Here is a 23,331-nt window from a genome sequence, read left to right as displayed (position 1 = left end):
CCTTGGATCAGCGCGCGATTTTTGGATAATTGGACGGAAAGAGTGCCCGCCGTGTCTCCTCGTCCACTTCCTTCTTGAAGGCATGCCCTCTGCCAACCGCGCGCGCCTTTGCGACGGCTGGTCGCGCGTCGATGGCTTTGAACCAGCGTTCGAGGTTGGGAAAGGGGGAGAGCGGTGCGGCATCGCCGGGCAGGACACGTGGCGCCCGGTCGAACCAGCCCCAGCCGGAGATATCGGCTATGGTGAAGCTGTTGCCGACGATAAATTCACGGTCTTTCAGGTGCGTATCAAGCACCTCATAATGACGCTCGACCTCGCGGCGATAACGGTTGATGGCATATTCTAGCTTCTCAGGCGCCGCATGCTGAAAATGGACCGCCTGGCCGGAGAATGGCCCAACGCCGGTCGCGATGAAGAAGATCCACGAGAGAAGTTCGCCTCGATCCTCCGGTGCGCCAAGGAGGTGTCCTGTCTTTTCGGCGAGATACAAAAGAATGGCGCCGGAATCGAAGACCCTCATCTCTTTGCCGCCAGGCCCTTCGGTGTCCACGATCGCCGGCACCTTGCCGTTTGGATTGATGGACCGGAACGCTGCGGTGTGCTGTTCGCCTTTGCTGGTATCGATGGGACATAACTCGTAAGCCAACCCGGTTTCCTCGAGCATGAGTGCGATTTTGGCGGGGTTCGGCGTCGGGTGGTAGTAGAAGCGGATCATCGTTTGTCTCCCTTCGGTCTTATGGATTGGCTGTTGGTGGCGGCGAAGATAACCCCAAGCGCAATGATGCAGATGGCGGCCGCGGAAATCAGCGGAGGCAGTTCGCCGAGGACTGGGAAAGCAAGCGTGGTAGCGGTTACCGGCACCAAGGCGATGATGGCAGACGCGGCGCGTGCTCCGAGTGACACGACAGCCCGATTGAAGGCATAGATGGCGACGGCGCTCATCAGGACGCCTTGATAGAAGGACTGAAACAGCAACTCGCCACCCGAGGCCTTGCCGAGATTCGCGAGACCCAGTCCGATATAGAACGGCAAAAGACCGCCGACCAAAAGCAAATCAATGCTGCCGCCTGAAGCGGCTTGAGCGACGTTCGTCGCAGCCACAGGGTATAAAGGGCCCACAAAACGGCGGCGCCGATCAGCGCGGGCGATCCTGTGGTATCGATGGCCCCCGTCACATATCCGTAAACCAGCGCAAGGAGGCCTCCAACAATCAACGCGTAGCCGACGAGCCGCTGCAATGACGGGACTTCTCCCAGAAATGCCCAGGCGATGAAGCCGGCAAATACCGGCATTAACGTCGGCGTCACGGCGGAGGTGAGCGTCGCGTTCGTCAGTTGAAGGCCCAAAGCGACCAGAAGAATGAAAGGAGCGCCCCAAAGCCCTGCCAGCAACAGGCCTTCGATCCAGACCCGTGGCGGAAGGCGTGACGGGCCAACGAGCAAAGCCGGCGTCAGAAACAGCGCGCCCTCGCCAAAGCGCAACGCAATCACATCCCATATCCGGAGTTCATGGCGCAAGCCAAGGCGCGTTACGACGAACCATCCAGAGAGGATCGCGACCGAAACCCCTGCCCAGATCACGCCGCGTGTGACCTGCCATCGATCGTAAGGCGCCGCCGTTTCGTCAGGGAGAGATGGTGAACTCATAACACCATTTTAGATCACACGATCCAAAACGGATCAAGCATGGAGACGCGCCCAGATGCGTCGTTGCTTTTCCAACTCGATATATTGCAAAAGGCTTGGCTACCCACGCCGCGAAGGGGCGGCAAAATGCATCGTCACCAGCTAGCACAGCGAATCTGCCTTGCCTGACGATCCACCCGAGTTCCAGCCCAACGAACTGACGCGCGAAAATCTCGTAAGCAACGTGATGCGCGATCTGGTTGCCCGCGAGGCGCTTTCGGGCGTCGCGCTGTCGGAAACTGAGTTCCAATCGTCCTTGCAGCGAACCATGCGGTTTGCGGCCGGCGATGTGTGGATCTTCGCCTATGGCTCGCTTATCTGGAATCCGCTTTTTCCCTTCGTTGAGCGGCACGTGGCACGTGTGTTTGGCTACCGGCGCTCTTTTTTGCCTTCGCTCCATCGTCGGCCGCGGCTCGGTTCAAAAGCCCGACTTGATGCTGGGCCTGGATACGGGCGGGATGGCCGTTGCGGTCGCCTTCCAGATACCGCCGGAGGTCGGTTGATCAGGAAATGGCGCTTCTTTGGCGACGCGAGATGACGGTCGGATCATATGTCGCCAAATGGCTACGTGCCAAAACCACCGACGACGACATTTGTGTACTCGCCTTCGTCGCCAACAGGCGCGCTGCCAGTTACGTTCACGGTCTTTCCGAAGCGGAAGGGGCGAGCATGATCGCCGGCGCGTCCGGCTTTCTCGGCAGCAATCTTGAATATCTCGTCCGCACGCATTGCCGGGCTTTCGGAGCACGGCATCAGGGACACCCTCTTGGCGCGGCTCACGCGGCTGGGCACGGAAGCAACCGCGCCGCCATCAGATGCAGCCAGGCGCGATCGCTGTCAGTTCCTGCGCTGCGCGCCGGTCCGAGTAATTGGACTAAACGGCTCGCCCACTCTTTATCGGCTGTTGGCCGACCTTGAGGACACACGAGCGCCGCTTTCAGGCCGAAGCGGCTGCCGGGATCCGGTAAAGACGCCCGGTGCGATCGAAATCCTCCGCGGTCCAGGGGGCTCCGATGCCGGCGATCATCCAGCGGAGAATAGCGTAGAGGTCGCGGTCAAGCGTCTCCTCCGCCACGGGCTCCAGCGCATCGACAATCGCGTGAATTTCAACGCCGGACGGAAACGGCTCGCCGCTCCGCCCAAGGAAAATTAGCGCGTAACCCAGCCCGGACGGCGCTTGGACAAATCCTGGCTCCGCAAGACCTTTGCGATCCAGATCAAACGTTCGGACGAAGAAATCGCGAAACTCCGGGTAATGCGCCACCCGATCTTCGGCTAAGGCGAAAGACAAACGCTTTTCGCGAAGATCCGGCTTTTCGACGACAATTACGTCGGTCATTGAGAACGCTCCCTTTCGTCGAGGCGGTTCAGGAAATGGCGGATAAGATCTGCGATCTCTGGGCCGGAATCCTCCTGCAAAAAGTGCCGCCCGGTGACCAGAAACGGACCTTCGGCATGAGGGAGCAGTTGCTTGAATCGATGGGAGAAGGTGGCGGCATCAAAGACATCATCCTCACGGCCCCAGATGATCATAGCCGGAAGCTTGCATTGCGACAGTTTCTGTTCCAGCCACCGGAAGCGGGGCAGGGCCCGCGCATTCTCGTCCAACGGAATCCAGCGCGGCCACACCCAGGTCAGCAGGCGCGAGGCCGGTTCCGGAAGCGCGGATTCGTAAACGGCTTGAGCGCTCCGTCCGAATTTCTCCCGGTCGACCACGGACAGGTATACGCCGCGTCCCGCCAGCGCGCGATGCTTGCCGAGAAGATAGGGGCCGACCAGCGGCGCATGCATCATCCGCCACGGAAAAATGCGCGTGTGAAACTCGGCCGGCGGCAGAGGCCACGCCCATGTGCTCATAATCGTAAGGGCTCGCACGCGCGCAGGATTGCTCATGGCAAAAGAGAGCCCGGTCGGGCCACCCCAGTCATGGCAAACAAGCATGATACGCGTGAGATCAAGCTGGCGCATAAGCGCGGTCAGGTTAGCGGCGTGCCCATCCAGCGAATGCGCCTGTTCCCGGGTTGGCTTCTCGGAAAGGCCAAAGCCAATCATATCTGGCACAATGACGCGACGGCCCGAACGCACCAGCGGATCGATCATCTCACGATAAAGAAAGCCCCAGGTCGGGTTTCCGTGAAGGAGGACGACCGGGTCCCCCTCTCCTTCATCGATATAGTGCATCCGCCAACCATTCGCGTCGGCATAACGCGGCTTATAAGGCCATTGGGCGCGAACGGCCTCCGGCAGTGTATTCTCGAGCGAAAGATCCACGATTCCCCCCCCCCCCGCGCGTCGCGTGCCCGTTCCCTTGGGCTTCACCGCCATCCATACTAGAACAGACGCACTAGAATGGCCAGCCGGCAGAAGCGAAATCGAACTTCACGTACGTAGGGCCGAGATTGTCAACACATCCCGCGGGGTGCTAAGAATATGTTGTCGGTTCAATTGTTTAACTTGGAGACAGGCAGTACATGGCACGGCCGCGGGAATTCGATGAAGCTGCTGTTTTGGATGCGGCCATCGAACGGTTTTGGATGCGCGGTTACGAGGCTACCTCCGTGCGCGATCTGGCGGACGACATGGAGATTGCGGGCGCAAGCCTCTACAACGCCTTTGGTGACAAGCGCGGCTTATATGCAAAAGCGCTCAATCGGTATCTTGATCAAACGTTCCGAGAGCGGATCCAGCGGATCGAGCCCGCGATGCCACCGCGGGAGGCCATTGAGGCTTTCTTGAGAGAAATTATCAAGCGCTCGCTTGGCGATAAACAACGCCGTGGCTGCATGTTGGTGAACTCGGCCATCGAGAGCGCGCCTTTCGATCCCGATTTTTTCAAGATAGTCGCCACCTTTTTGGATGAAGTGGAGGCTTTTTTTCTTCGTTGCGTCTCCAAGGGTCAGAAGGACGGAACCATAACGCGCGCGCAATCCGCAGGGGATCTCTCCAAGTCTCTTCTTGGAATCCTTCTGGGCATCCGGGTGCTTGCGCGCGTTCGGCCGGATCGCGCGCTTTTGGAAGGACTTATACGTCCCGTATTTGGCTTGCTGGATGAAACAAGTCGCCCAGGCCGCAAGGCCGCTTCCCGATAGTCCCGCACGCGTTCTTCTGAACCTGCGTCCCTCGAATGCGAGGACGAATCGCGTCCGGCTCCGCGCCCAGTGCATTGCAAAGCAAACCGTTGCCTTTATTATAGTGCGCGTTCTAGAATCCTGGCTTTTCCAGCTGTGTAGCAGAAGCGGCGACGCGCATGACGTGGCGTTACGGTGAGCTGCGTTGCCGAACGCGATGTAACAAACGGCTTTCTCCTTCGTAGAGAGTTTGAATGACCGCAGCGTCCAGGGACGCCGATTGGACGGAGTTGATGCGGGCGGCGCTGACGGGCGATGCGGCCGCATACCGTCAGTTTTGCTGGCCGTGACCCCTTACATCCGGGCTGTCGCCCGCAAGCGCTGCGCAACACATGCAAGCGAAGCCGAGGACGTGGTGCAGGAGGTGCTATTAGCGATTCACTTGAAGCGCGGCACCTGGGATCTATCTCGATCCATTGCCCCCTGGATCGGCGCTATCATTCGAAACAAAATCATCGATGCATTCCGCCGGCGCGGACGACGCCGCATCGACGTACCGATCGAGGATGTCATGGACATTTTGCCAGCGTCAGAACAGAAGCCGGAAATTTCAGCGCGCGAAATCGACACGCTGCTTGGGTAACTCAAGCTTCCCCAGCGCGAGATCGTCCAATCCATTTCCCTAGACGGCAAGAGCATCCAGGAGACAGCCGCGCGCCTGCGCATGTCGGAAGGCGCGGTCCGGGTCGGCCTCCATCGCGCGCTAAAAACGCTTAGTACACTCTATCGCCGGGGTGCAGATGAAGACTGATCAGTTCGTTGAGCTTCTTTCGGGCGACACTGCGCTGCCCCGAACCCTGCAATCGGTTCTTACCCTGGCTGGCGCCGGCGGTGCCGCGATTGCGGCCGCTCTGTTTTTTGCTGTTATCGGATTCCGTCCGGACATCGCGGAAGCGTTCGGCAGTCCCCGTTTCCTGTTCAAATTCGTGATCACGCTGTGGTTGGCGGTAACGGCCTGCGTCGCCGCAGCCCGCCTTGGACGTCCCGATGGTCAGATGGCGCGCAAGGCGTTCCCGTTGGTCAAAACCGGGTGGGTTTCCGGGGTCTTCGCAACCGAACAGTTCCAAAAAAAACGGCCCCAGCGATGGGCCGGGGCCGAGGACGAACTCTGTCGTCGCGTCAAGCGCCCGTGATCAGCAGCGCTCGTGGGACCCACTTCGTGAGTGTTGGTACCGGTCGCAACTCTTTTGGCAACCCGGACACATGCATGGCTCCCATTAACTATTTCTTTAGCTGCGAGCCCGGGAACCCGGATGGTCACCCGATCAGAAGCAATGCCAAACTGGCAAGAAGAGCAATGAACGACACCGTCGTAGCGCTTGCGAACGCAATCTCCACGCCGTCTATCCGATCATGATCCAGCCACATCGAACCAGCCCTCTGATTGCTGTGGCAATTAACAACCGGAAGGTGTCCTAGTTCCACTTTGCCAGTGTCCTAAAGGCCAGCACCGCCATTGCTAGGAAACAATCCTTCTCGCATTTTACGACTTATGCAGCAAGCCACCGAAGTTCATTTAGTCCGCGTAACGACTGATGAGGGAGAGGTCCAAATCTGGCTCGCCGCGACACCACGCGAAGAAGCCCTCGACCGAGTGCTAGACGCGATCCCGGAAGGATGGACCGTTGGCCTGGTTCACCGACCGTTAAGTGCTGAGCACACCGCAGCGCTGGACATGACGGTCGGAGAAGTGCGCAGGCACTTGGTGTCCTAAAGAAACGGCCCCAGCACCCTTGGAGGTGATGCTGAGGCCGTTCCTCAGTCCAGCCTTGCCGAGCCGCCGATGCAATAATTAGGCGCCCTCTGGGCTCAGTAAATTGTCCTTAATGAAACCGCGCTGCCCAGTGGGGGAATGATCGAATCAAAGCGTGAGCCAGTCAATTAACTTGCGTGAATCAAACGTAAATAAATTGCCTCTTTTTTCCCGAATGCTTAACGGGTGTCCTAATTCCCCTTCACGAGTGTCCTAACTAGGACAGCACCCAATTAGGACAGCAAGTGCGCCAGAACCATGTTGTTGAACAACTACTGGTCCCGATCGGCACCGGCACGGACAAATCCTAGCGGCTTCTCGCACGGCAGCTTTCGCGCGATCATGGGAAATGGGATCCAAGTCACGCGAGTACATGTTCGGAGCAACCGTTCGACATCTGGCCGAACGGGCAGTTGAGGCGCGGAAGGACACAGACTCGCTCGCCTGCCAGGCATGGAACGCCCGCATGCTCGCCTTCCAAGGTCCAGCCCAACCATCCCCTTGGTGACGCGCTCAACGCCAGCTACCGCTATCTCGAGGTGAAGTGCCTCGGCTGCGACACTCACCTCGACATTGTCCGGCAGCCGAAATCGACGCCGATCCACGAGCTCGAGCGGTACATGCGCTGTAGGCAGTGCTCTCGATCGAATGGCTACCCTTTCAAACGGAGCCATCTCGTAGCATTGCGGACGAACAAGATCTCGGCCATGAACGCGCCGCCGATCCACGGCAGATCAACAAACGGTAAGTTCGTCTTGATCAGATCGCGGCGGATCACCTCGCCGTCCGGGTGCGCCGCCTGCCACTTCTCGACAAAGAGCGACGTAAGCTTGCGGGAAGTCGAGTGCTCGTAACGAGGGCTGGCATCGATGGCGAGAAGTGTGGTCATTTCGGAACTCCATGCAGAGAAGGTCTACGGCTGCCCGTAAGCTCGCGCATCGAGACGGTGAAAAACACTGGCGAAGTTTCGATCAACTCCGCCCATATATCCGAACATAGGTCCACTGACGCTCGATCAAATCCAAGTGTTCCTTGCCGTCGTTGACGAGGGAAGCTTCACGAAAGCGGCGACCGACGCTTGATCAAACAGAACCATTGATGGCCCGTGAGCATAGACTGCATCAGCCAAGAGGTCTGATACCGCTTGCGCGTTCACCATCGCCTCCAGTTCGAAACCTTCATGGAAGCCGATCAAATTCGCGTTGGCAGTTCAAGGATTCGAAGAGGGATTTGTACGACTGTTGTACGAAGTTGCGCTGTCGCCGCACGGAAATGAACGCTGAAAACGCGCATAACCCTTATTTTTCAGGCGTAATTTGAATTGGAGCGGGCGAAGGGAATCGAACCCTCGTATGCAGCTTGGGAAGCTGCCGTTCTACCATTGAACTACGCCCGCGATCTCAATTGCTTGAGGTCGCCCCTGCGGGTGCGACCCCCGGACCATAGCCCGGGCCGAGGCAGCGGATCAAGCGTGCATTGACACCGATCGCCGCGCCGCCACCCACTACCAGCCCATCCTCACAAGCACATCATTGATCACAAAGGGCGCAGCGGCGGATGCGTCGCAGCTTCCGCCGCGTGCATAGATACAGGCATCGCTGAAGCCGACGCGGGCGCAGCTTTGCCGTGAAAAATCCGCCGGCAGATCGCCTGCGGCCTCGGGCCGCGCAAGGATACGGTTGAAGGCCGGCTTGGTCGCCCGCAGCAGCAGCGGCGGCAGGATCAGCTCGGCGACCGGATCGGCGGACTGCAGCGCATAGAGCGGCACCGGGCCGACCAATCGTTCCCGCCCCGGCAACTGCTGGAACCGAACGTCGTAAAGCGCAAGGCCGCACATCTGCGGATCGCTGCGCAGCTCAGCCGCGAGCCGCGCAGCACCGACGCCGCGCGTCCAGTACTCGCGCATATCTTCGCTTGCGCCGGCTAGCGCCACTGACAGCAGCGCCCAGCCGCCGAGGACGATCGGCAATGCCCGGCGGCGCCATATGTCTTTCGCACGCAGCCATTGGACCCAATCGGCCGATCCCAGCGCCGCGACGATGGTGAACAGCACCACCGACAGGAAGATGAAGCGGTATTCCTTGTGCGCGATCAGGCTGTGGAAGACGAGATTGACCAGCGCCACGGTCGCGAGCAGCGGTGCGTGCCGCCAGCCGCGCCAGATCGCAGCGAGCGGGAGCAGGATCGCCACCGACCACACGGTCAGGAAGTCGATGAGATAGGCCGACGGCGGTGACACGCCGAATTCGATGGCGCGATCGTGGACAAGGTTTTCCCTGATATTGGCGATCAGCCAGGCGAACGGCACGCTGCCATGCGCCAGGTCGATCGCGGCGGCGAGCAGCAGCGCCACGAGCCCGCCGGCGACCAGCGGAACCAGGTTTCGCCGGCGTGTCCAGCACGCCCCGAGGGCCAGCACGGCGATGGCCGGCGCAAACTGGAAGCGGCAGACAAAGGCGAAGGCGAGCAAGGCACCGCCAATCGCGAGACGCCGCTGTGACGGACGATCGGTGACCAGCAGCGCCGCCGGCACGATGAGCGCTGTCGCCAGCGGCTCGCCCAATGTGTGTGGCGCGAGCATGATCAGTTCGAACCAAGCCGCAGCCGCGAAGGCCGTGACGACGGCATGGGTTCGCGAGACCCGCGCGCCAAGCAGCCAAGCACTGACCACGATCGACAGCGACGCGCATGCGGCGATCAGACGCGGCACCAGGAACGCACCTGCGCCACCAGGCGCAATCGCATCGCCGAGGGCAACCGGCGCGGCCATCAATGTCGGCAGGAACCAGCCGCGAATGCCGTCGCGCCATTCCCATGTCAAAATGCCGTCATGGCCGAGCATCCGCCACGCCGGCTCGAGATACTGAAAGGTCTCGTCGGGATAGATCACGTTGGGCCAGACGGCGGCCGCAAGGCGCAACACCAACGCCAACAGCAGCAAGGCGAAGAGCGGGTGAACACGCCCGCGCGCGCGCCCGACCATGCCTGCGCTGCCGGGCGCGGCTTCGGCGCTCGTGCTCGTCATCGTTCCGCCGATCGTCTTTTGCAGCAGCATGCCGGCGACCAGATAGCGGGCAAAGCCTTTAAGATGCGTGACCGGAGGATGCGTGACTGGACGTTGGCGGGGTCACACAGAACCGGCCGCGACATGCTTAACTAAACGTCAAGATTCCGGATGCGCCGGACCGCGGCGCTGTTATGATCGCATGGGAGGGTTGGTGGCGTCATGGCGGGGCGTGGGTACACCATTTTCGACACGGCAATCGGCCGATGCGGCATCGCATGGGGCGAAGCCGGAGTCGCCGGCGTCCAGCTTCCCGAGCTCCGCGAAATCGAAACCCGCAAACGCCTGTTCCAGCACTACCCCGACGCGCGCGAGCTGCGGCCCTCCGAGGAGATCGAGGTCGCGATCGAGGGCATTGCAGCGATCTTGCGCGGCGGCAATGCCGATCTCACGGGTGTTGCGCTCGACATGAGCGGCATCCCGGCCTTCAGCCAGCGCGTCTACCAGACCGTCCGCCGCATTCCCTGCGGCGAGACCCGGACCTATGACGAGGTAGCGGGCACCCTGCGCGCGTCCGGCGCGATCTATTCGGTGGCGCCGGCCCTCGGCCGCAATCCCTTCATGATCATCGTGCCCTGCCACCGCGTGCTCGAGGCGGGCTACTATGCCGACCGGATTTCACCGAACGGCGGCAGCGTCTCCAAGCGGCGGCTGCTCTCGATCGAAGGCGCCCAGCCGATCACCAGCAAGACCCTGTTCGACGTGCTGCTGCCCGTTGCACGGCCCCACCCGCAAGCCTAAATCTGGGTATGACCCGGACCACACTGCTGCAGCGCGATCGCATCACGGTGAACGAGTTTCGCTGCACGGCGGAGCCCGGCTACAAACCGTTCGTCGAACAATTCGCCTGCCACTCCGTGTCCTATGTGCGCAGCGGCAGCTTCGGCTGCCATTGCCGCGGCCGCTTCCATGAGCTGGTGGCAGGCTCGATCCTGGTCGGCCATCCCGGCGATGAATACACCTGCACGCACGACCATGTGGTCGGCGACGAATGCCTGTCGTTCTTCCTGGACCCGGAGCTGGTCGAGACGATCGGCGACCGCATGTCGGTCTGGCAGGTCGGCTCGGTACCGCCGCTGCCCGAACTGATGGTGATCGGGGAGCTCGCCCAAACGGCGGCAGCTGGCAACAGCGACGTCGGCCTCGACGAGGTCGGCCACCTTCTCGCCAGCCGTCTTGTCGAGCTGGTATCCGATCGCAAGGCGAAGCACCTCACCGCCGGCCTGCGCGACCGCCGCCGCGCTGTCGAAGCGGCGCTGTGGATCGACGCCAATTCACACCATCAGATCGATCTCGACGATGCCGCGGAGCAGGCCGGCCTAAGCACCTTCCATTTCCTGCGGCTGTTCTCCGCGGTGCTCGGCGTGACCCCGCATCAATATCTGGTGCGCTCGCGGCTGCGCCATGCGGCGCGACGGCTGGTGGATGACGACAGCCCGGTCACCGACATCGCCTATGACGTCGGCTTCGGCGATCTCTCCAATTTCGTGCGCAGCTTCCACCGCGCCGCCGGCGCCTCGCCGCTGAAGTTCCGCCAGGCCTCCCGCGGCGACCGCAAGATTCTCCAAGAACGCCTTGCGCTGCAATAGCTAGGTTGCTCCGGTCCGCGCGTCCATCGACGCGCCCAGCGACTGGAGACCCCATCATGTACGACCACATCGGATTGCGCGTCGCCGACCTCGACGCCAGCGTGCGCTTCTACCCCCCGCGGTGCTGGCGCCGCTCGGCTTCGTGCTCTGCTCGCGCGACGACTGCGGCGCAGGCTTCGGCCCGAAAGGCGAACCGGCGCTCTGGCTGCATCTGCACAAGGGCAAGACGCAAGGCGGCGCCCACATCGCGTTCCGCGCCCCGAGCCATGACGCGATCAAGAAATTCCACACCGAGGGCTTGAAGGCCGGCGGCAAGGACAACGGTGAGGCTGGCCATCGCAAGGACTACAGCCCGACCTACTACGCGGCGTTCCTGCTCGACCCCGACGGCAACAATGTCGAGGCGGTGTCTACCTAGACGCATTCCCTGCATTCCCCCGTCATTGCGAGCGGAGCGAGGCAATCCATGTTTCGGCCTGCTGCGATATGGATTGCTTCCGCCTTCGCCAAGGCTTCGGCGGACAAGTCGTCGCTTCGCTCCTCGCAATGACGCCCCCTCCTGAAAGGATCAACACCATGGCTTCAATTCACAAGGACATCCCGATCGACGCGCCGGCCGATCATGTCTGGGACGCACTGCGCGATTTCGGCGCGCTGCATACGCGGCTGGTGCCGGGCTTCGTGACCGACACGCAACTCGTCGGCGATGTCCGCACCGTCACCTTCGCCAACGGCACCGTGGCGCACGAAACGCTGGTCGATTGCGACGACAAGCGACAACGGCTGGTCTATGCGATCACCAGCGAGCGGTTGAAGCAGCATTCCGCCTCGGTGCAGGTGTTTGCCGAGGGCGATGCGCGCTGCCGGGTCGTATGGATCGCCGACGTGCTGCCGCACGAGGTAGCGCCCTATATGGACGCGCAGATGGACCTCGGCGCGGCCGCGATGCAGGCCGCACAGGCCAAATCGGCCAGGGACAAGAACGCGGCGTGACCCGCTAGGTCATGCGACTGGCCGCGCATTTCGAACTATGACCGTCACCCTGAGGAGGTCGCGAAGCGACCGTCTCGAAGGGGCGACAGCCTCGCTGTTTCTACGAGCGCCCGCCGAAACACCAGGGCCGTCGATCCTTCGAGACGCGCTGCGCGCTCCTCAGGATGACGGGTCCAATAGCCTATGACAACGCCGGCTGCGCCCCGGCGACCGGTGCAGATCTTCCCCAGCGCGTCAGGATCACGCTGAGGCAGGAGAGCACGCCGAGCACGCCCATCGAAGCGGCGGCGAGTGCGAAGAAGTTTTGCGCACTCGCCTCATGGGTCGACAGCCACCAGCCGCCGGCGCCGATGAAGATCAGCCGCGCGGTCTGCGCCAGCACCGGACCCAGCACCTTCGCAGCACCTTGCGAGGAGAAATACATCGACATTGCGAGGCCGATGAAAGCGTACATCGGCGCGGCGGTCGACAGGTACTGATGGCTGGTCGCCCTCACATGCGGATCATTGGTGAACAGATTGACCCAGAGGTCGGGGAAGACGGCGATGAAGCTGCCGACCACACCGACCGCGAGGAACGACAGCGTGCCCGCGGTCCAGGCGATGCGCCGCGCCCGCGCGACGCGTTCGGCCCCGACGGCCATGCCGATCATCGGCACCGAGGCGATACCGACCGCGAAGGCGACCGAGGTCAGCATGAATTCGAGCCGCGCGCCGATGCCGTAGCCGGCGAGCACCGCGGTGCCGAACTGCGCCAGCATGTGGGTGAAGATCGAGATCGTCAAAACCGATTGCAGCGGCGAGAAGCAGGAGACCGCGCCGACTTTGAGGATGTCGATGAACATCGCCCATTGCACGCGCAACCCCCTGAGTTTCGGCTTCACACGGGCGCGGCCCGAGAACAGATACCAGCCCATCACGCTGATGCTGATCGAATAGGCGATCAGCGACCCCGCCGCGACGCCGCGCATGCCGAATTGCGGCACCGGCCCGAGGCCGAGCCCAAGCGTGCCGCCGAGAATGATCTGGCACACCGCCGAGGACAGGATCATGGTCGACGGCAGCTTCATGTTGCCGGTGCCGCGCAGGATGCCGGCCATCGTGTTCATCAACCAGGGCAAGATCGCGCCACCAAAGAATATCTGCGAATAGGCGATCGCCTGCGCCAGCACATTGCCGCGGCCGCCGAGCAATTCGAGCAGGCGCGGACCGAAGGTCAGCATGCCCAGCATGAAGGTAAGACCAAACGTCAATCCGATCAGCAGCGCATGCATTGCAAGTGTCGATGCCCGCTCGATCTCGCCGGCGCCGAGCGCGCGCGCGATCGCGGATGCGACACCGCCGCCCATCGCGCCACCGGACATCGTCATGGTCAGAATCACGCAGGGAAACAGCAGCGCCATCGCCGCCAGCGACTCGACGCCGAGCCGGCCGATATAGGAGGTTTCCGCGATCACCACGCAGGTGCCGGCGGAAAGCGCGATCACGTTCGGCCACGCCAGCCACAACAGCGTGCGCAAAATCGGCCCGTCGAGCAGCGCGTTGCGCGCCGGCCTGGTCACCGGCGGCAGCGGCCGTTCTTGTTCGTCGACAGGTATTTCGGCGAGGCCGAGATCGGACATTTCTACTCCCACGCGCGATCTGGGGAGCCGCGCCATGGTGTTTCCCTACCATGGCGAACGCGGATTCCACGTGCGCGGGACGCAAGGGGGGCCTGCGCGATTGCAGGTGAACCCGGATGAACCTTGGCGCTAGCCGACCGACCAGACGAACGGCGCGCCGGCGGCGCCATTCGGCTTCAGATGCACCGGAATATGCCGTCCGCAGCCGGCTGCCAGCCCTTCAAGCAGACCCGTCAGAACGCTGGCGCAGGCCGGGTGATAATCGGCCACGTCGGCCATCAGCTTCCAGCCCTGCTGGCGGATCTCGAACTGGCCCTCGGACTCGCTGATGTCAGCGACATCATCCTGCGACTCGAAGAGCACGCGCAGGAATGCGGCAAATTCCGCGGCACGGCCACGGCGGCCGCCGAGCGCCTGGGCGACCTCGTCGAAATACTGCATGCCAATCAGCCTGCCGGTGAGGTGCAGGAGATAGCTCGCATCCGCTGGCCCGAACACTTGCACGATGACGGGCGCGGCCGTCTTCACATATTCCATCGCGTAGTTGCGATAGGCCTTTTCCAGCCGCGGCTTCGGCCAGCTGTCGACCGGCAATGCCGGCGCGGTTCTGGAATCGAACAGCGGCGCCTCCAGATGGCGCGCAAACACCAGTCGCTGGTCGAGCTCGAGCGGATGATCGTATTCGCAATAATAGCCCTCGAGCCCGTCCTGCCCGTCGACGCTCTGCTTGGTACAGACGAAGCCGAGCCGGAGATCGCCAAGGGCTACGCCATTGTTGGCGTGCCAGCCGCGCAGCATCGCGCGCGAGACCTCGCCGGGCACGCCGCAGATCGCCGTGCCCTTCCAGATCCAGCGCGGCGGCGGATAGCGGATCCAGGCCTTGCGATCGGACTCGTACATGTACTCGACATGCACGCCGCCGATCCAGTTGGAGAGATAGTGATATCGCGCGGCCGCGACCGCGGGCGGCAGGCCGTCGAGGCCGAGCTTCTTCAAGCCGGGCAGGAAGCGCTCCTGCTGCTGACGGCGAAATACGCGGAAGACGAACTCGGCGGCGTCGGCGGTGCCGCGCCGCGTGACCACGGTGAGGATCAGCCCGGTGAAGAAGGCGTGATAGAGATCGGCGACGCTGCGCCACTTCCGCCACTGCGCTTCCTGCTGCGCTGAATCTCTTGCGGCGCTCATGTTCACTCCCGGCTTGTTGTTTGCCGGACTGTGTCATCGCCGGAGAGATGGCGCAACCAACACACACTGTCATCGCCCGACTTGATCGGGCGATCCAGTATTCCAGAGACAGTGGTTGTGGATGGAGGGGCCGCGGCGTACTGGATTCCCCACTTTCGCGGGGAATGACGGCGGAGAATGACGCGAAATCCGGGCTGCGGAATTACACGCGAAAATGCTTGGAGAGCTTCAGGCCCTGCGCCTGGTAGTTCGAGCCGATGCGCTGGCCATAGAGCGCGTCGGGGCGCTCGAGCATGCGCTCATAGACGAGGCGGCCGACGATCTGGCCATGCTCGAGAATGAACGGCACCTCGCGCGAGCGCACTTCCAGCACGGCGCGCGCGCCCTTGCCGCCGGCACCGGCATAGCCGAAGCCGGGATCGAAGAAGCCGGCATAGTGGACACGGAATTCGCCGACCAGCGGATCGAACGGCACCATCTCCGCGGCGTAGTCCGGCGGCACCTGCACGGCTTCTTTCGAAGCCAGGATATAGAACTCGCCGGGATCGAGGATGAGGCTGCCGTCGGGCCGCGCCTTGATCGGCTCCCAGAATTCCTCGACCGAATAGCCGCCGCGGCGATCGATATCGACCACGCCGGTGTGGCGCTTGGCGCGATAGCCGACGAAGCCGCCCGAGTTCTCGCCGGAGAGGTCGACCGAGAGCGCGACGCCATGGGTGAGATCGGCATTGTCGGCATCGACCAGCCGCTCGGCGGCATGCAGCGCGTCGAGCTCGTCGGCGGTCAAGGTCGCCTCGCCGATCCGGAAACGGACCTGGCTGAGCCGCGAGCCCTCGCGCAGCAGCACGGGAAACGTCTTCGGGCTGATCTCGGCATAGAGCGGACCGTGATAGCCGGCACCGATCATGTCGAAGCGGCGGGTGCCGTCGGCGATCACGCGGGTGAAGACATCGAGCCGTCCGGTCGAGCTCTTCGGGTTGGCCGCGGCCACGATCTCCGGCGGCAGCGCCAGGCTTTCCAGCAGCGGCACGATGTAGACGCAGTTGGTCTCCAGCACCGCGCCGTCGGAGAGATCGATCTCGTGCAGCTTCAGCTGGTCGATCCGCTCCGCGACCGTGGCATCGGGCCCTGGCAGAAAGCTGGCGCGGACGCGGTAGGCGATGTCGCCGAGGCGAAGATCGAGGCTTGCCGGCTGGATCTGGCTTTCGACAAAGTCGTAGGCGGGCAGAATGAGGCCGGCCTCCGCCATCTCCGCGATCATGCGGTCGGGCAGAATTCCGTTGGATTCGTCTTCCAGCGTGAACGACACGATGCGGTCCCTTGGCGATCCCTCGAGATGGCCCAAAATCATACTCTGAGCGGCCACCAAGCCCCAAATTATGGGCTTTTACGGGTTATCCGATGACCGTCTTGACGGAAAGGGCGCGAGGGAATATCAGCTGCACTTATCCCGTGGTGATTTGAGCCGGCCGGCTTGCAGCCACGTTAAATAAGTCGCTAAACAGGCCGGGGACAGTGTGATCCCGGCTTGTGGAGGTTGCTCCAGGCCGGTTTTTTTGTGGCCATTTTCCGAGGGAAATGGCCACTTCGGAGGTCACATGTCTGAATCCAAGTCTTCTGAGTCGAAGTCTACCGCCCACTACCGTCCTGAAACCCGCCTCGTCCATGGCGGCACGCTCCGCTCGCAATTCGGGGAGACGTCGGAGGGGCTGTTTCTCACCCAGGGCTACGTCTACGACACCGCCGAGCAATGCGAGGCGCGCTTCAAGGGCCAGGATCCCGGCTTCATCTATTCGCGCTACTCCAATCCGACCATCGCGATGTTCGAGCGCCGCATGATCGAGCTCGAGGGCGCCGAAGCAGCGCGCTCGACCGCGACCGGCATGGCCGCGGTAACGACCGCGATCCTCGCGCCGCTGAAGGCCGGCGATCATTTGGTGGCGTCAAAGGCGCTGTTCGGCTCCTGCCTCTACGTCGTGCAGGACCTGCTGCCGCGCTACGGCATCGAGACGACGCTGGTCGACGGCCTCGATCTCGACCAGTGGCAGCGCGCATTGCGGCCGAACACCAAGACCTTCTTCCTGGAGAGCCCGACCAATCCGACGCTCGACGTGCTCGACATCGGCGCGATCGCAGAGATCGCGCATAGCGGCGGCGCACGGCTGATCGTCGACAACGTGTTCGCGACGCCGATCTGGCAGAGCCCGCTGTCGCTCGGCGCCGACGTCGTGGTCTATTCCGCGACCAAGCATATCGACGGCCAGGGCCGCTGCCTCGGCGGCGTCATTCTGTCGTCGGAGGCCTTCATCGCCGAGCATATCCATAATTTCATGCGCCAGACCGGCCCGTCGCTGTCGCCGTTCAACGCCTGGGTACTGTTGAAGGGGCTGGAGACGCTCGGCATCCGGGTCCGCGCGCAGACCGAGAACGCGGCGAAGATCGCCGAGGCGCTGGCGAACCATCCGAAGATCACGCGGCTGGTCTATCCCGGCCGCCCCGATCATCCGCAGGCCGAGACCGTGAAGAAGCAGATGGGCGCCGGCTCGACGCTGGTCGGCTTCGAGGTGAAGGACGGCAAGGCCGGCGCCTTCCGCTGCCTCAACGCACTGAAGATTTCGCGCATCTCCAACAATCTCGGCGATGCCAAGAGCCTGGTCACGCATCCCGCGACCACGACGCATCAGCGCCTGGCGCCGGAGGCTCGCGCCGAACTCGGCATCAGCGAAGGCTTTATTCGCTTCTCGGCCGGGCTCGAGCACCCCGACGACCTGATCGAGGATTTCGAGCGCGCGCTCGACCAGGTCTGAGGCGAACACGCGTCGTGGCCGGGCTAACCGGGCCACGACGGCTTCTCTTGAGAACTACGTCGCAGCCGTCGTCACGCCGCCGTCGACCACGATGGTCTGGCCGGTCATGAAGGTCGAGGCATCGGAGGCGAGATAGGCCACCGCGCCCGTGATCTCGTCGGGCTCGCCGATGCGGCGGAGCGGCGTCGACGCGGTGCGGCGCTTCAGATTGTCCGGATCCTCCCACAGCGCGCGGGCGAAATCGGTCTTCACAAGACCCGGCGCCACGCAATTGACGCGCACGCCCTTCGGGCCCCATTCGCCGGCAAGGCTGCGGCACAGCGCGAAGTCCGCCGCCTTGGAGATGCCGTAGGCGCCGATCACGGTCGAGCCGCGCAGGCCGCCGATCGAGGAGATGATCACGACCGAGCCCTTGCCGCGTTCGGCCATCTGCGGGATCGCCAGCGCGGAAAGCCAGATGTTGCTCTTGACGTTCGAGCCCATGATCTTGTCGAAGGCCTCGTCCGTGATGTCGAGCAGCGGGCCGTAATAGGGATTGACCGCAGCGTTGCAGACCAGGATGTCGATCTTGCCGTAATGCTTGATCGTGCCCGAGATCAGCCCCTCGACCTCCGCGCGGCGCGCGATGTTGCAGGGGATGACGAGCGCGTCGCCGCCGGCCTTCTTGATGCCGTCGGCGACTTCCTGGCAGGCATCCGCCTTGCGCGAGGAGATCACGACCTTGGCGCCGAGTTTCGCCAGCAGTTCGGCCGAGGAGCGGCCGATGCCGCGGCTCGAGCCGGTGACGACCGCAACCTGGCCGGTGAGATCGAACGGGGTGTTCTTCATTGTTGTTGCCTCCCTTGCCCCGTCATTCCGGGGCTCGCGAAGCGAGAACCCGGAATCCATCGAGCCGCATGGTTCGTGGTGGAATGGATTCCGGGCTCAGCCCTTCGGGCTGCCCCGGAATGACGGATGAGACCTACGCCAGCAGGCCGCCGCCCTCGCTGACGCGACGGAGGTGGTAGTCGGTGTCGCCGAGCGTGTTCTCGATCATGGTCAGCCGCTTGAAGTAGTGGCCGATCTTGGCTTCCATGGTCATGCCGATGCCGCCGTGAAGCTGGATCGACTGCTGGCCGACGAACTTCAGGGACTTGCCGACCTGCACCTTGGCGGCCGCGACCGCGGATGAACGCTCCTTGGCATCGCTGAAGTCCGACGCCATGGTCGCGAACATCGACATGCTGCGGGCCTGCTCCAACGCCACGAACATGTCGGCAGCGCGGTGCTGCAAGCTCTGGAACGAGCCGATCGCAACGCCGAACTGCTTGCGGGTCTTGATGTACTCGACGGTCTCCTTCAGCGACTCGTCCATCGCGCCGACGGCTTCCGCGCACAGCGCAATGCGGGCTTCGTCTGCCACGCGCTCGATCAGAGGCAGGCCGTTCTCGGGATCGCCGATCGCAGCATCCGCACCGACCTCGACATTGGTGAAGGTGATGTCAGCTGCATGCAGGCCGTCCTGAGTCGGATAGCCCTTCTTGGTGACGCCCTTGGCGTCCGCCGGAACCAGGAACACGCCGATGCCGGCCTTGTCGCGCTGGCCACCCTTGGTGCGTGCGGTCACGATCAGCGTATCGGCGTTCTCGCCGTTGAGCACGACGAACTTCTCGCCGTCGATCACCCAGCCGTCGCCCTTCTTCTTGGCCGTCGTCACGACGTCAAAGAGGTCGTAGCGCGAGTTCTTCTCGAGCTGCGCGAAGCCGAAGGTCTTGCTGCCGTCGATGATGCCGGGAATGAACTTGGCCTTCTGCTCGGCCGAGCCGCCATGGCGCAGGAAGCCGCCGGCGACCACGACAGTGGCGAGATAGGGCTCGACCACCAGCGCCTTGCCGAGCGCTTCCATCACGATCATGGTCTCGACCGCGCCGGCGCCGAAGCCGCCATCCGTCTCCGCGAAGGGCAAACCAAGCAGGCCCTGCTCGGCGAGCTTGCCCCAGAGCGCTTGGCTCCAGCCGCCCTTCTCCTTCATGTACTTCTTGCGCGCATCGAAGTCGTAGGCATCCGCCAGCAAACCGTCGACGCTTTCCTTGAGAAGCCGCTGCTCCTCGGACAGATCAAAATCCATGTTCGTTCCCTATCGTCAAAAATGCTGATGCTCTTACGCGGTGTCATTCCGGGATGGCCCGAAGGGCCGGGCCCGAAATCCATACTCACGATGGTGGTTATGGATTCCGGGCTCATCGCTTCGCGATGCCCCGGAATGACACCGATGACAGAGCCGGGGCCTCTCCCCGCGAAGAACGGGAGAGGGAGAAGATCAAAGCCCCAGCACCGCCTTGCTGATGATGTTGCGCTGGATCTCGTTAGAGCCGCCGTAGATCGAAACCTTGCGGTTGTTAAAGTAGCTCGGCGCGATCTGCGCAGTCCAATCCATGCTCTCGTTCGAGCCGGCATCGCCGTGCTCGTCGTAGGGCGCGGCGAACGGGCCGATGATCTCCATCAGAAGTTCGGTCGTGGTCTGCTGGATTTCCGAGCCCTTGATCTTGAGCACCGAGGAGGCCGGATTGGGCTTGCCCTTGCCGTGCTTGCCTTCGTCGGCGACGACGCGGAGCTGGGTCAGCTCGAGCGCCTTCAGCTCGATCTCGCAGGCCGTGAGCTTTTCGCGGAACGCCGGATCCTCGATGACCGGACGGCCGCCGGACTCGACCTTGGAGGCCAGCGCGCGGATACGGCGCAGCCGCTCCTTCGACACGCCGACCCGGGCGATGCCGGTGCGCTCATTGCCGAGCAGGAATTTGGCGTAATCCCAGCCCTTGTTCTCCTCGCCGATCAGGTTCTCGACAGGAACTTCGACGTCGTCGAAGAACACCTCGTTGACCTCGTGGCCGCCGTCGATGGTCTGGATCGGGCGCACGGTGACGCCCTTCGACTTCATGCTGAACACGATGAAGGAGATGCCCATCTGCTTCTTCGCGTTGTTGTCGGTGCGGCAGAGGCAGAAGATCATGTCGGCGTGCTGGGCGAGCGTGGTCCAGGTCTTCTGGCCGTTGATGATCCACTTGTCGCCACGGCGTTCGGCCTTGGTCTTCAGCGAGGCAAGGTCCGAACCCGAGCCCGGCTCCGAGAAGCCCTGGCACCACCAGTCGTCGACATTGGCGATGCGCGGCAGATATTCCTTCTTCTGCTTCTCATTGCCGAAGGTATAGATGACAGGGCCGACCATGCTGACGCCGAAGGCGAGCGGCTGCGGCGCGGGATAGGACTGCAGCTCTTCGTTGAAGATGTAATGCTGCACGGTGGTCCAGCCGGTGCCGCCGTATTCCTTCGGCCAGTGGGTGACACCCCACCCCTTCTTGTTGAGGATGCGCCACCAGGTGACCATCTCGTCCTTCGACAGATGGCGGCCTTCCTGCAGCTTGCGCCGGGTCTCCGGCGGCACGTTGTTCTTGAAGAACTCCCGTACCTCCTCGCGAAACGCTATCTCTTCCTTGGTGAAAGCGAGATCCATCGGATCCTCCTTTGAAAGTTCAATGCCTCGTCACACTCTCGATGTCGTCCCGGCCTTGTGCGCGATTGCGCACTGGAGCCGGGACCCATAACCACCGGCCGTCGGGATTGGCAAAGCCGGCTGCCGCTTGTGCCTCTTACACAGGCCGCGGCGTATGGGTCCCTGCTTTCGCCGGGACGACGGATTCATTGCACCATATCGTCCATCATGAGCGCGATCCTGATGCGGTTTGTTGCGGTTTGGTTGGAGATGTCTTGGGCTGCTGCTGGCGCAATTCGTGCCGCGACAGCTTGCCTACCGGGGTGCGCGGCAGCTCGGCGACGAACTCGACGGCGGCCGGCAGTTCGTGCTTGCCGACCTTGCCGGCGAGGAATGCGCGCAGCTCGTCGATCGAGAACACTTTCTCGCCGTCGCGCAGCTTGATGAAGGCCTTTGCCGCCTCGCCGCGATAGTCGTCGGGGATACCGATCACGATCACTTCCTGCACGGCGGGATGCGTGTAGATCGCCTGCTCGATCATCTGCGGATAGACGTTGAAGCCGCCGGAGATGATCATGTCCTTCTTGCGGTCGACCAGATAGAAATAGCCGTCTGCATCCACGTAGCCGATGTCGCCGGTCAGGAAGCGGTCGCCGACGAAGGCCTCCGCGGTCTCCGCCGGCCTGTTCCAGTAGCCTTTGGTGACGTTCGGGCCGCGGATGCGGATTTCGCCGACCTCGCCGACCGGCATCACCTTGGTGGAATCCTCCAGCGACACCACGTCCATCTCGATGCCGGGCAGCATCAGCCCGATCGAGCCCGGCTTCTCCGGCCCTTCCTTGGGATGGCCGGTGCCGGGCGAGCAGGTCTCCGTCATGCCCCAGCCGCTCTTCAGCTTCATGCCGACGCGGCGCTCGAAGATCTTTGCGACCTCGACCGGCAGCGGCGCGCCGCCGGAGCCGGCGACCACCAGCGAGGACAGATCGCGCTTGTCGAGGTCGGGAAGCGAGGCGATCGCGATCCACATCGTCGGCACGCCGGGGAACACCGTCGCGCGCTTGACCTCGATGTCGCGCATCACAGCTTCGACGTCGAAGCGCTGATGCAGCGAGATCAGATGGCCGCGCCGGATCACCGACAACAGCACGACGGTCAGCGCATAGATATGGAACAGCGGCAGCACGCAGATGACGCGCTCGATCGCGTTGCGTTCGAGCCGCCCCGGCTTGCCCCAGACATCATAGATCGACACCGCCGCGGTGAGATTGCCGTGGCTGAGCATCGCCCCCTTGGGCAGGCCGGTGGTGCCACCGGTATATTGCAGCAGCGCGACGTCCTCGACGTCGACAGCGGGCCATTGCGACGGCTTGACCGCGCCGTCGATGAACTGGCGGTGCGTGATGATTGCGGGATTGTCGGGCAACGCGGCTTGCTGTGTGCCGACCTTGCCCCAATGATCGTCCTCGCAGACGATCAGACGGTCGAGCAGCCCCTTGGCGAGGAATTTCAGCGCGGTCGGCAACAGCGCCGACAGGTTGCTGGTGACCAGCACCCGTGCGCCTGAATCGGAGAGCTTGTGGGACAGTGCGATCTCGCCGTCGAGCGGCGACAGATGCACGACGCGCGCTCCGGCCTTCAGCGCGCCGAAGAAGTTGATCGGATGGTCGGGCGAGTTGCCGAGAAACAGCGCGACCGAGGTGCCCTTGCCGTAACCAGCCCGCATGAAGGCGGCCGCTGCGGTCTCAACCAGCGCCTCAAGCTCGCTGTAGCTGATCTGCCGGTCGCGGAATTCGAGCACCGGACGCGCGCCGAACTCGGCGGCCGCATTCGAGAGCAGGTCCGGCAGCGTGCCGCGCGTGATCTCGTCGCTCCACTGCACGCCGTTGGGATAATATTGTTCGCCGGGATAGGTCATGGATGCCTTCGCAGGGACTCTATGAAGTCATTCCGGGATGGCCCGAAGGGCCGGACCCGGAATCCATCAATCCACACGCGCTGAGGCGCGATGGGTTCCGGGTTCATTGCTTTTGCGATGCC

At 62.9% G+C, this 23,331-nt stretch carries 24 protein-coding genes, 1 tRNA gene, 2 pseudogenes and 1 riboswitch; of the genes and pseudogenes, 12 read left to right on the top strand and 15 right to left on the bottom strand.

Annotated elements, in window-relative coordinates; genetic code table 11:
- Positions 1 to 7 precede the first annotated feature (7 nt).
- The 3 genes from H8B02_RS07945 to H8B02_RS07935 are packed head-to-tail and all read right to left on the bottom strand — an operon-like array spanning position 8 to position 1,646.
- On the bottom strand, positions 8 to 715 hold the full coding sequence (locus H8B02_RS07945) for a glutathione S-transferase family protein (RefSeq protein WP_229165700.1): 708 nt from the start codon (positions 713 to 715) through the stop codon (positions 8 to 10).
- The gene (locus H8B02_RS07940) at positions 712 to 1,032 is read right to left on the bottom strand and encodes an EamA family transporter (protein WP_229165699.1); all 321 of its coding nucleotides are present in this window, start codon (positions 1,030 to 1,032) and stop codon (positions 712 to 714) included. Before H8B02_RS07940 ends, H8B02_RS07945 begins: the two co-directional genes overlap by 4 nt.
- A complete protein-coding gene (locus tag H8B02_RS07935) occupies positions 942 to 1,646 on the bottom strand; it encodes a DMT family transporter (protein WP_229165698.1) in 705 nt (234 codons plus the stop codon). Before H8B02_RS07935 ends, H8B02_RS07940 begins: the two co-directional genes overlap by 91 nt.
- A 160-nt stretch (positions 1,647 to 1,806) precedes the next feature.
- On the opposite strand from H8B02_RS07935, the gene H8B02_RS07930 reads away from it, so the two are divergent.
- Entirely contained in the window at positions 1,807 to 2,223 is a 417-nt protein-coding gene (locus H8B02_RS07930; RefSeq protein ID WP_229165697.1) for a gamma-glutamylcyclotransferase, read from the top strand.
- Positions 2,196 to 2,603, top strand: coding sequence for a gamma-glutamylcyclotransferase (locus H8B02_RS48845; protein WP_376711615.1), 408 nt, complete (start codon positions 2,196 to 2,198; stop codon positions 2,601 to 2,603). Before H8B02_RS07930 ends, H8B02_RS48845 begins: the two co-directional genes overlap by 28 nt.
- A 19-nt stretch (positions 2,604 to 2,622) precedes the next feature.
- Here the strand turns inward: H8B02_RS48845 and H8B02_RS07920 are convergent, their stop codons facing one another.
- Entirely contained in the window at positions 2,623 to 3,024 is a 402-nt protein-coding gene (locus tag H8B02_RS07920; protein WP_229165695.1) for a hypothetical protein, read from the bottom strand.
- On the bottom strand, positions 3,021 to 3,956 hold the full coding sequence (locus tag H8B02_RS07915) for an alpha/beta fold hydrolase (RefSeq protein ID WP_229165694.1): 936 nt from the start codon (positions 3,954 to 3,956) through the stop codon (positions 3,021 to 3,023). The genes H8B02_RS07920 and H8B02_RS07915 overlap by 4 nt, the downstream gene beginning before the upstream one ends.
- A 200-nt stretch (positions 3,957 to 4,156) precedes the next feature.
- Here H8B02_RS07915 and H8B02_RS07910 point away from each other — a divergent pair, with 200 nt between their 5' ends.
- The 5 genes and pseudogenes from H8B02_RS07910 to H8B02_RS07895 form a co-directional block, all read left to right on the top strand.
- Positions 4,157 to 4,774: a TetR/AcrR family transcriptional regulator gene (locus H8B02_RS07910; RefSeq protein WP_229165693.1), complete on the top strand. Its 618-nt coding sequence runs from the start codon at positions 4,157 to 4,159 to the stop codon at positions 4,772 to 4,774.
- A gap of 259 nt (positions 4,775 to 5,033) precedes the next feature.
- A complete protein-coding gene (locus H8B02_RS07905) occupies positions 5,034 to 5,396 on the top strand; it encodes a sigma factor (protein WP_376711614.1) in 363 nt (120 codons plus the stop codon).
- A gap of 21 nt (positions 5,397 to 5,417) precedes the next feature.
- Positions 5,418 to 5,564, top strand: coding sequence for a sigma factor-like helix-turn-helix DNA-binding protein (locus tag H8B02_RS48840; protein ID WP_376711617.1), 147 nt, complete (start codon positions 5,418 to 5,420; stop codon positions 5,562 to 5,564).
- Positions 5,554 to 5,946 carry an NrsF family protein gene (locus H8B02_RS07900; protein WP_229165692.1) on the top strand — a complete coding sequence of 131 codons (393 nt, stop codon included), beginning with the start codon at positions 5,554 to 5,556 and terminating at the stop codon, positions 5,944 to 5,946. Before H8B02_RS48840 ends, H8B02_RS07900 begins: the two co-directional genes overlap by 11 nt.
- 969 nt (positions 5,947 to 6,915) lie before the next feature.
- Positions 6,916 to 7,285: pseudogene (locus H8B02_RS07895) on the top strand (hypothetical protein); the annotation flags it as partial.
- Here the strand turns inward: H8B02_RS07895 and H8B02_RS07890 are convergent.
- From H8B02_RS07890 to H8B02_RS07880, 3 genes are all read right to left on the bottom strand, one after another.
- Positions 7,219 to 7,455 (bottom strand): NAD(P)H-dependent oxidoreductase, encoded by a 237-nt coding sequence (locus tag H8B02_RS07890; RefSeq protein WP_229165691.1) that lies wholly within the window; start codon positions 7,453 to 7,455, stop codon positions 7,219 to 7,221. The pseudogene H8B02_RS07895 and the gene H8B02_RS07890 overlap by 67 nt on opposite strands.
- 433 nt (positions 7,456 to 7,888) lie before the next feature.
- Positions 7,889 to 7,962 (bottom strand) — tRNA-Gly (locus H8B02_RS07885).
- 108 nt (positions 7,963 to 8,070) lie between these two features.
- Positions 8,071 to 9,621 carry a glycosyltransferase family protein gene (locus tag H8B02_RS07880; RefSeq protein WP_229165690.1) on the bottom strand — a complete coding sequence of 517 codons (1,551 nt, stop codon included), beginning with the start codon at positions 9,619 to 9,621 and terminating at the stop codon, positions 8,071 to 8,073.
- 171 nt (positions 9,622 to 9,792) lie between these two features.
- Here H8B02_RS07880 and H8B02_RS07875 point away from each other — a divergent pair, with 171 nt between their 5' ends.
- The 4 genes and pseudogenes from H8B02_RS07875 (at position 9,793) to H8B02_RS07860 (ending at position 12,212) form a co-directional block, all read left to right on the top strand.
- On the top strand, positions 9,793 to 10,371 hold the full coding sequence (locus H8B02_RS07875; protein ID WP_229165689.1) for a methylated-DNA--[protein]-cysteine S-methyltransferase: 579 nt from the start codon (positions 9,793 to 9,795) through the stop codon (positions 10,369 to 10,371).
- An 8-nt stretch (positions 10,372 to 10,379) separates the two neighbouring features.
- Entirely contained in the window at positions 10,380 to 11,219 is an 840-nt protein-coding gene (locus H8B02_RS07870; RefSeq protein ID WP_229165688.1) for a helix-turn-helix transcriptional regulator, read from the top strand.
- A gap of 56 nt (positions 11,220 to 11,275) precedes the next feature.
- A pseudogene (locus H8B02_RS07865) lies at positions 11,276 to 11,637 on the top strand (VOC family protein).
- A gap of 158 nt (positions 11,638 to 11,795) precedes the next feature.
- Positions 11,796 to 12,212 (top strand): SRPBCC family protein, encoded by a 417-nt coding sequence (locus H8B02_RS07860; RefSeq protein ID WP_229165687.1) that lies wholly within the window; start codon positions 11,796 to 11,798, stop codon positions 12,210 to 12,212.
- A gap of 181 nt (positions 12,213 to 12,393) precedes the next feature.
- Here H8B02_RS07860 and H8B02_RS07855 read toward each other — a convergent pair whose 3' ends face one another.
- From H8B02_RS07855 to H8B02_RS07845, 3 genes are all read right to left on the bottom strand, one after another.
- Entirely contained in the window at positions 12,394 to 13,833 is a 1,440-nt protein-coding gene (locus H8B02_RS07855; RefSeq protein ID WP_229165686.1) for an MATE family efflux transporter, read from the bottom strand.
- 129 nt (positions 13,834 to 13,962) lie between these two features.
- A complete protein-coding gene (locus H8B02_RS07850; RefSeq protein ID WP_229165685.1) occupies positions 13,963 to 15,018 on the bottom strand; it encodes a hypothetical protein in 1,056 nt (351 codons plus the stop codon).
- A 202-nt stretch (positions 15,019 to 15,220) separates the two neighbouring features.
- Positions 15,221 to 16,327, bottom strand: a complete 1,107-nt coding sequence (locus H8B02_RS07845) for a 2'-deoxycytidine 5'-triphosphate deaminase (RefSeq protein WP_229165684.1) — start codon at positions 16,325 to 16,327, stop codon at positions 15,221 to 15,223.
- 133 nt (positions 16,328 to 16,460) lie between these two features.
- Positions 16,461 to 16,540, top strand: a riboswitch (SAM riboswitch).
- 76 nt (positions 16,541 to 16,616) lie between these two features.
- Between H8B02_RS07845 and H8B02_RS07840 the strand changes: the two genes are divergently transcribed.
- The gene (locus tag H8B02_RS07840) at positions 16,617 to 17,825 is read left to right on the top strand and encodes an O-succinylhomoserine sulfhydrylase (RefSeq protein WP_229165683.1); all 1,209 of its coding nucleotides are present in this window, start codon (positions 16,617 to 16,619) and stop codon (positions 17,823 to 17,825) included.
- Positions 17,826 to 17,879: 54 nt separating this feature from the next.
- Here H8B02_RS07840 and H8B02_RS07835 read toward each other — a convergent pair whose 3' ends face one another.
- From H8B02_RS07835 to pimA, 4 genes are all read right to left on the bottom strand, one after another.
- Positions 17,880 to 18,653 carry an SDR family NAD(P)-dependent oxidoreductase gene (locus tag H8B02_RS07835; RefSeq protein ID WP_229165682.1) on the bottom strand — a complete coding sequence of 258 codons (774 nt, stop codon included), beginning with the start codon at positions 18,651 to 18,653 and terminating at the stop codon, positions 17,880 to 17,882.
- A 133-nt stretch (positions 18,654 to 18,786) separates the two neighbouring features.
- Complete coding sequence (gene pimD / locus H8B02_RS07830) at positions 18,787 to 19,932, bottom strand: pimeloyl-CoA dehydrogenase small subunit (protein WP_229165681.1); 1,146 nt, start codon at positions 19,930 to 19,932, stop codon at positions 18,787 to 18,789.
- Positions 19,933 to 20,124: 192 nt separating this feature from the next.
- The gene (pimC, locus tag H8B02_RS07825) at positions 20,125 to 21,315 is read right to left on the bottom strand and encodes a pimeloyl-CoA dehydrogenase large subunit (protein ID WP_097676743.1); all 1,191 of its coding nucleotides are present in this window, start codon (positions 21,313 to 21,315) and stop codon (positions 20,125 to 20,127) included.
- A gap of 205 nt (positions 21,316 to 21,520) precedes the next feature.
- Positions 21,521 to 23,209 (bottom strand): dicarboxylate--CoA ligase PimA, encoded by a 1,689-nt coding sequence (gene pimA, locus H8B02_RS07820; RefSeq protein ID WP_229165680.1) that lies wholly within the window; start codon positions 23,207 to 23,209, stop codon positions 21,521 to 21,523.
- Positions 23,210 to 23,331 lie beyond the last annotated feature (122 nt).

The sequence above is a fragment of the Bradyrhizobium altum genome (genome assembly GCF_020889705.1).
GTDB classification, from domain to species: domain Bacteria; phylum Pseudomonadota; class Alphaproteobacteria; order Rhizobiales; family Xanthobacteraceae; genus Bradyrhizobium; species Bradyrhizobium altum.
This window is presented reverse-complemented; position numbering and strand designations above follow the sequence as displayed.

Coding starts and splice junctions, on each gene's coding strand:
- H8B02_RS07835 (WP_229165682.1), bottom strand. CDS start 18,653: ATGAAGAACACCCCGTTCGATCTCACCGGCCAGGTTGCGGTCGTCACC.
- H8B02_RS07920 (WP_229165695.1), bottom strand. CDS start 3,024: ATGACCGACGTAATTGTCGTCGAAAAGCCGGATCTTCGCGAAAAGCGT.
- pimA (WP_229165680.1), bottom strand. CDS start 23,209: ATGACCTATCCCGGCGAACAATATTATCCCAACGGCGTGCAGTGGAGC.
- H8B02_RS48845 (WP_376711615.1), top strand. CDS start 2,196: ATGGCGCTTCTTTGGCGACGCGAGATGACGGTCGGATCATATGTCGCC.
- H8B02_RS07850 (WP_229165685.1), bottom strand. CDS start 15,018: ATGAGCGCCGCAAGAGATTCAGCGCAGCAGGAAGCGCAGTGGCGGAAG.
- H8B02_RS07840 (WP_229165683.1), top strand. CDS start 16,617: ATGTCTGAATCCAAGTCTTCTGAGTCGAAGTCTACCGCCCACTACCGT.
- H8B02_RS07935 (WP_229165698.1), bottom strand. CDS start 1,646: ATGAGTTCACCATCTCTCCCTGACGAAACGGCGGCGCCTTACGATCGA.
- H8B02_RS07890 (WP_229165691.1), bottom strand. CDS start 7,455: ATGACCACACTTCTCGCCATCGATGCCAGCCCTCGTTACGAGCACTCG.
- pimD (WP_229165681.1), bottom strand. CDS start 19,932: ATGGATTTTGATCTGTCCGAGGAGCAGCGGCTTCTCAAGGAAAGCGTC.
- H8B02_RS07860 (WP_229165687.1), top strand. CDS start 11,796: ATGGCTTCAATTCACAAGGACATCCCGATCGACGCGCCGGCCGATCAT.
- H8B02_RS07855 (WP_229165686.1), bottom strand. CDS start 13,833: ATGTCCGATCTCGGCCTCGCCGAAATACCTGTCGACGAACAAGAACGG.
- H8B02_RS07900 (WP_229165692.1), top strand. CDS start 5,554: ATGAAGACTGATCAGTTCGTTGAGCTTCTTTCGGGCGACACTGCGCTG.
- H8B02_RS07910 (WP_229165693.1), top strand. CDS start 4,157: ATGGCACGGCCGCGGGAATTCGATGAAGCTGCTGTTTTGGATGCGGCC.
- H8B02_RS07945 (WP_229165700.1), bottom strand. CDS start 715: ATGATCCGCTTCTACTACCACCCGACGCCGAACCCCGCCAAAATCGCA.
- H8B02_RS07870 (WP_229165688.1), top strand. CDS start 10,380: ATGACCCGGACCACACTGCTGCAGCGCGATCGCATCACGGTGAACGAG.
- pimC (WP_097676743.1), bottom strand. CDS start 21,315: ATGGATCTCGCTTTCACCAAGGAAGAGATAGCGTTTCGCGAGGAGGTA.
- H8B02_RS07880 (WP_229165690.1), bottom strand. CDS start 9,621: ATGCTGCTGCAAAAGACGATCGGCGGAACGATGACGAGCACGAGCGCC.
- H8B02_RS07875 (WP_229165689.1), top strand. CDS start 9,793: ATGGCGGGGCGTGGGTACACCATTTTCGACACGGCAATCGGCCGATGC.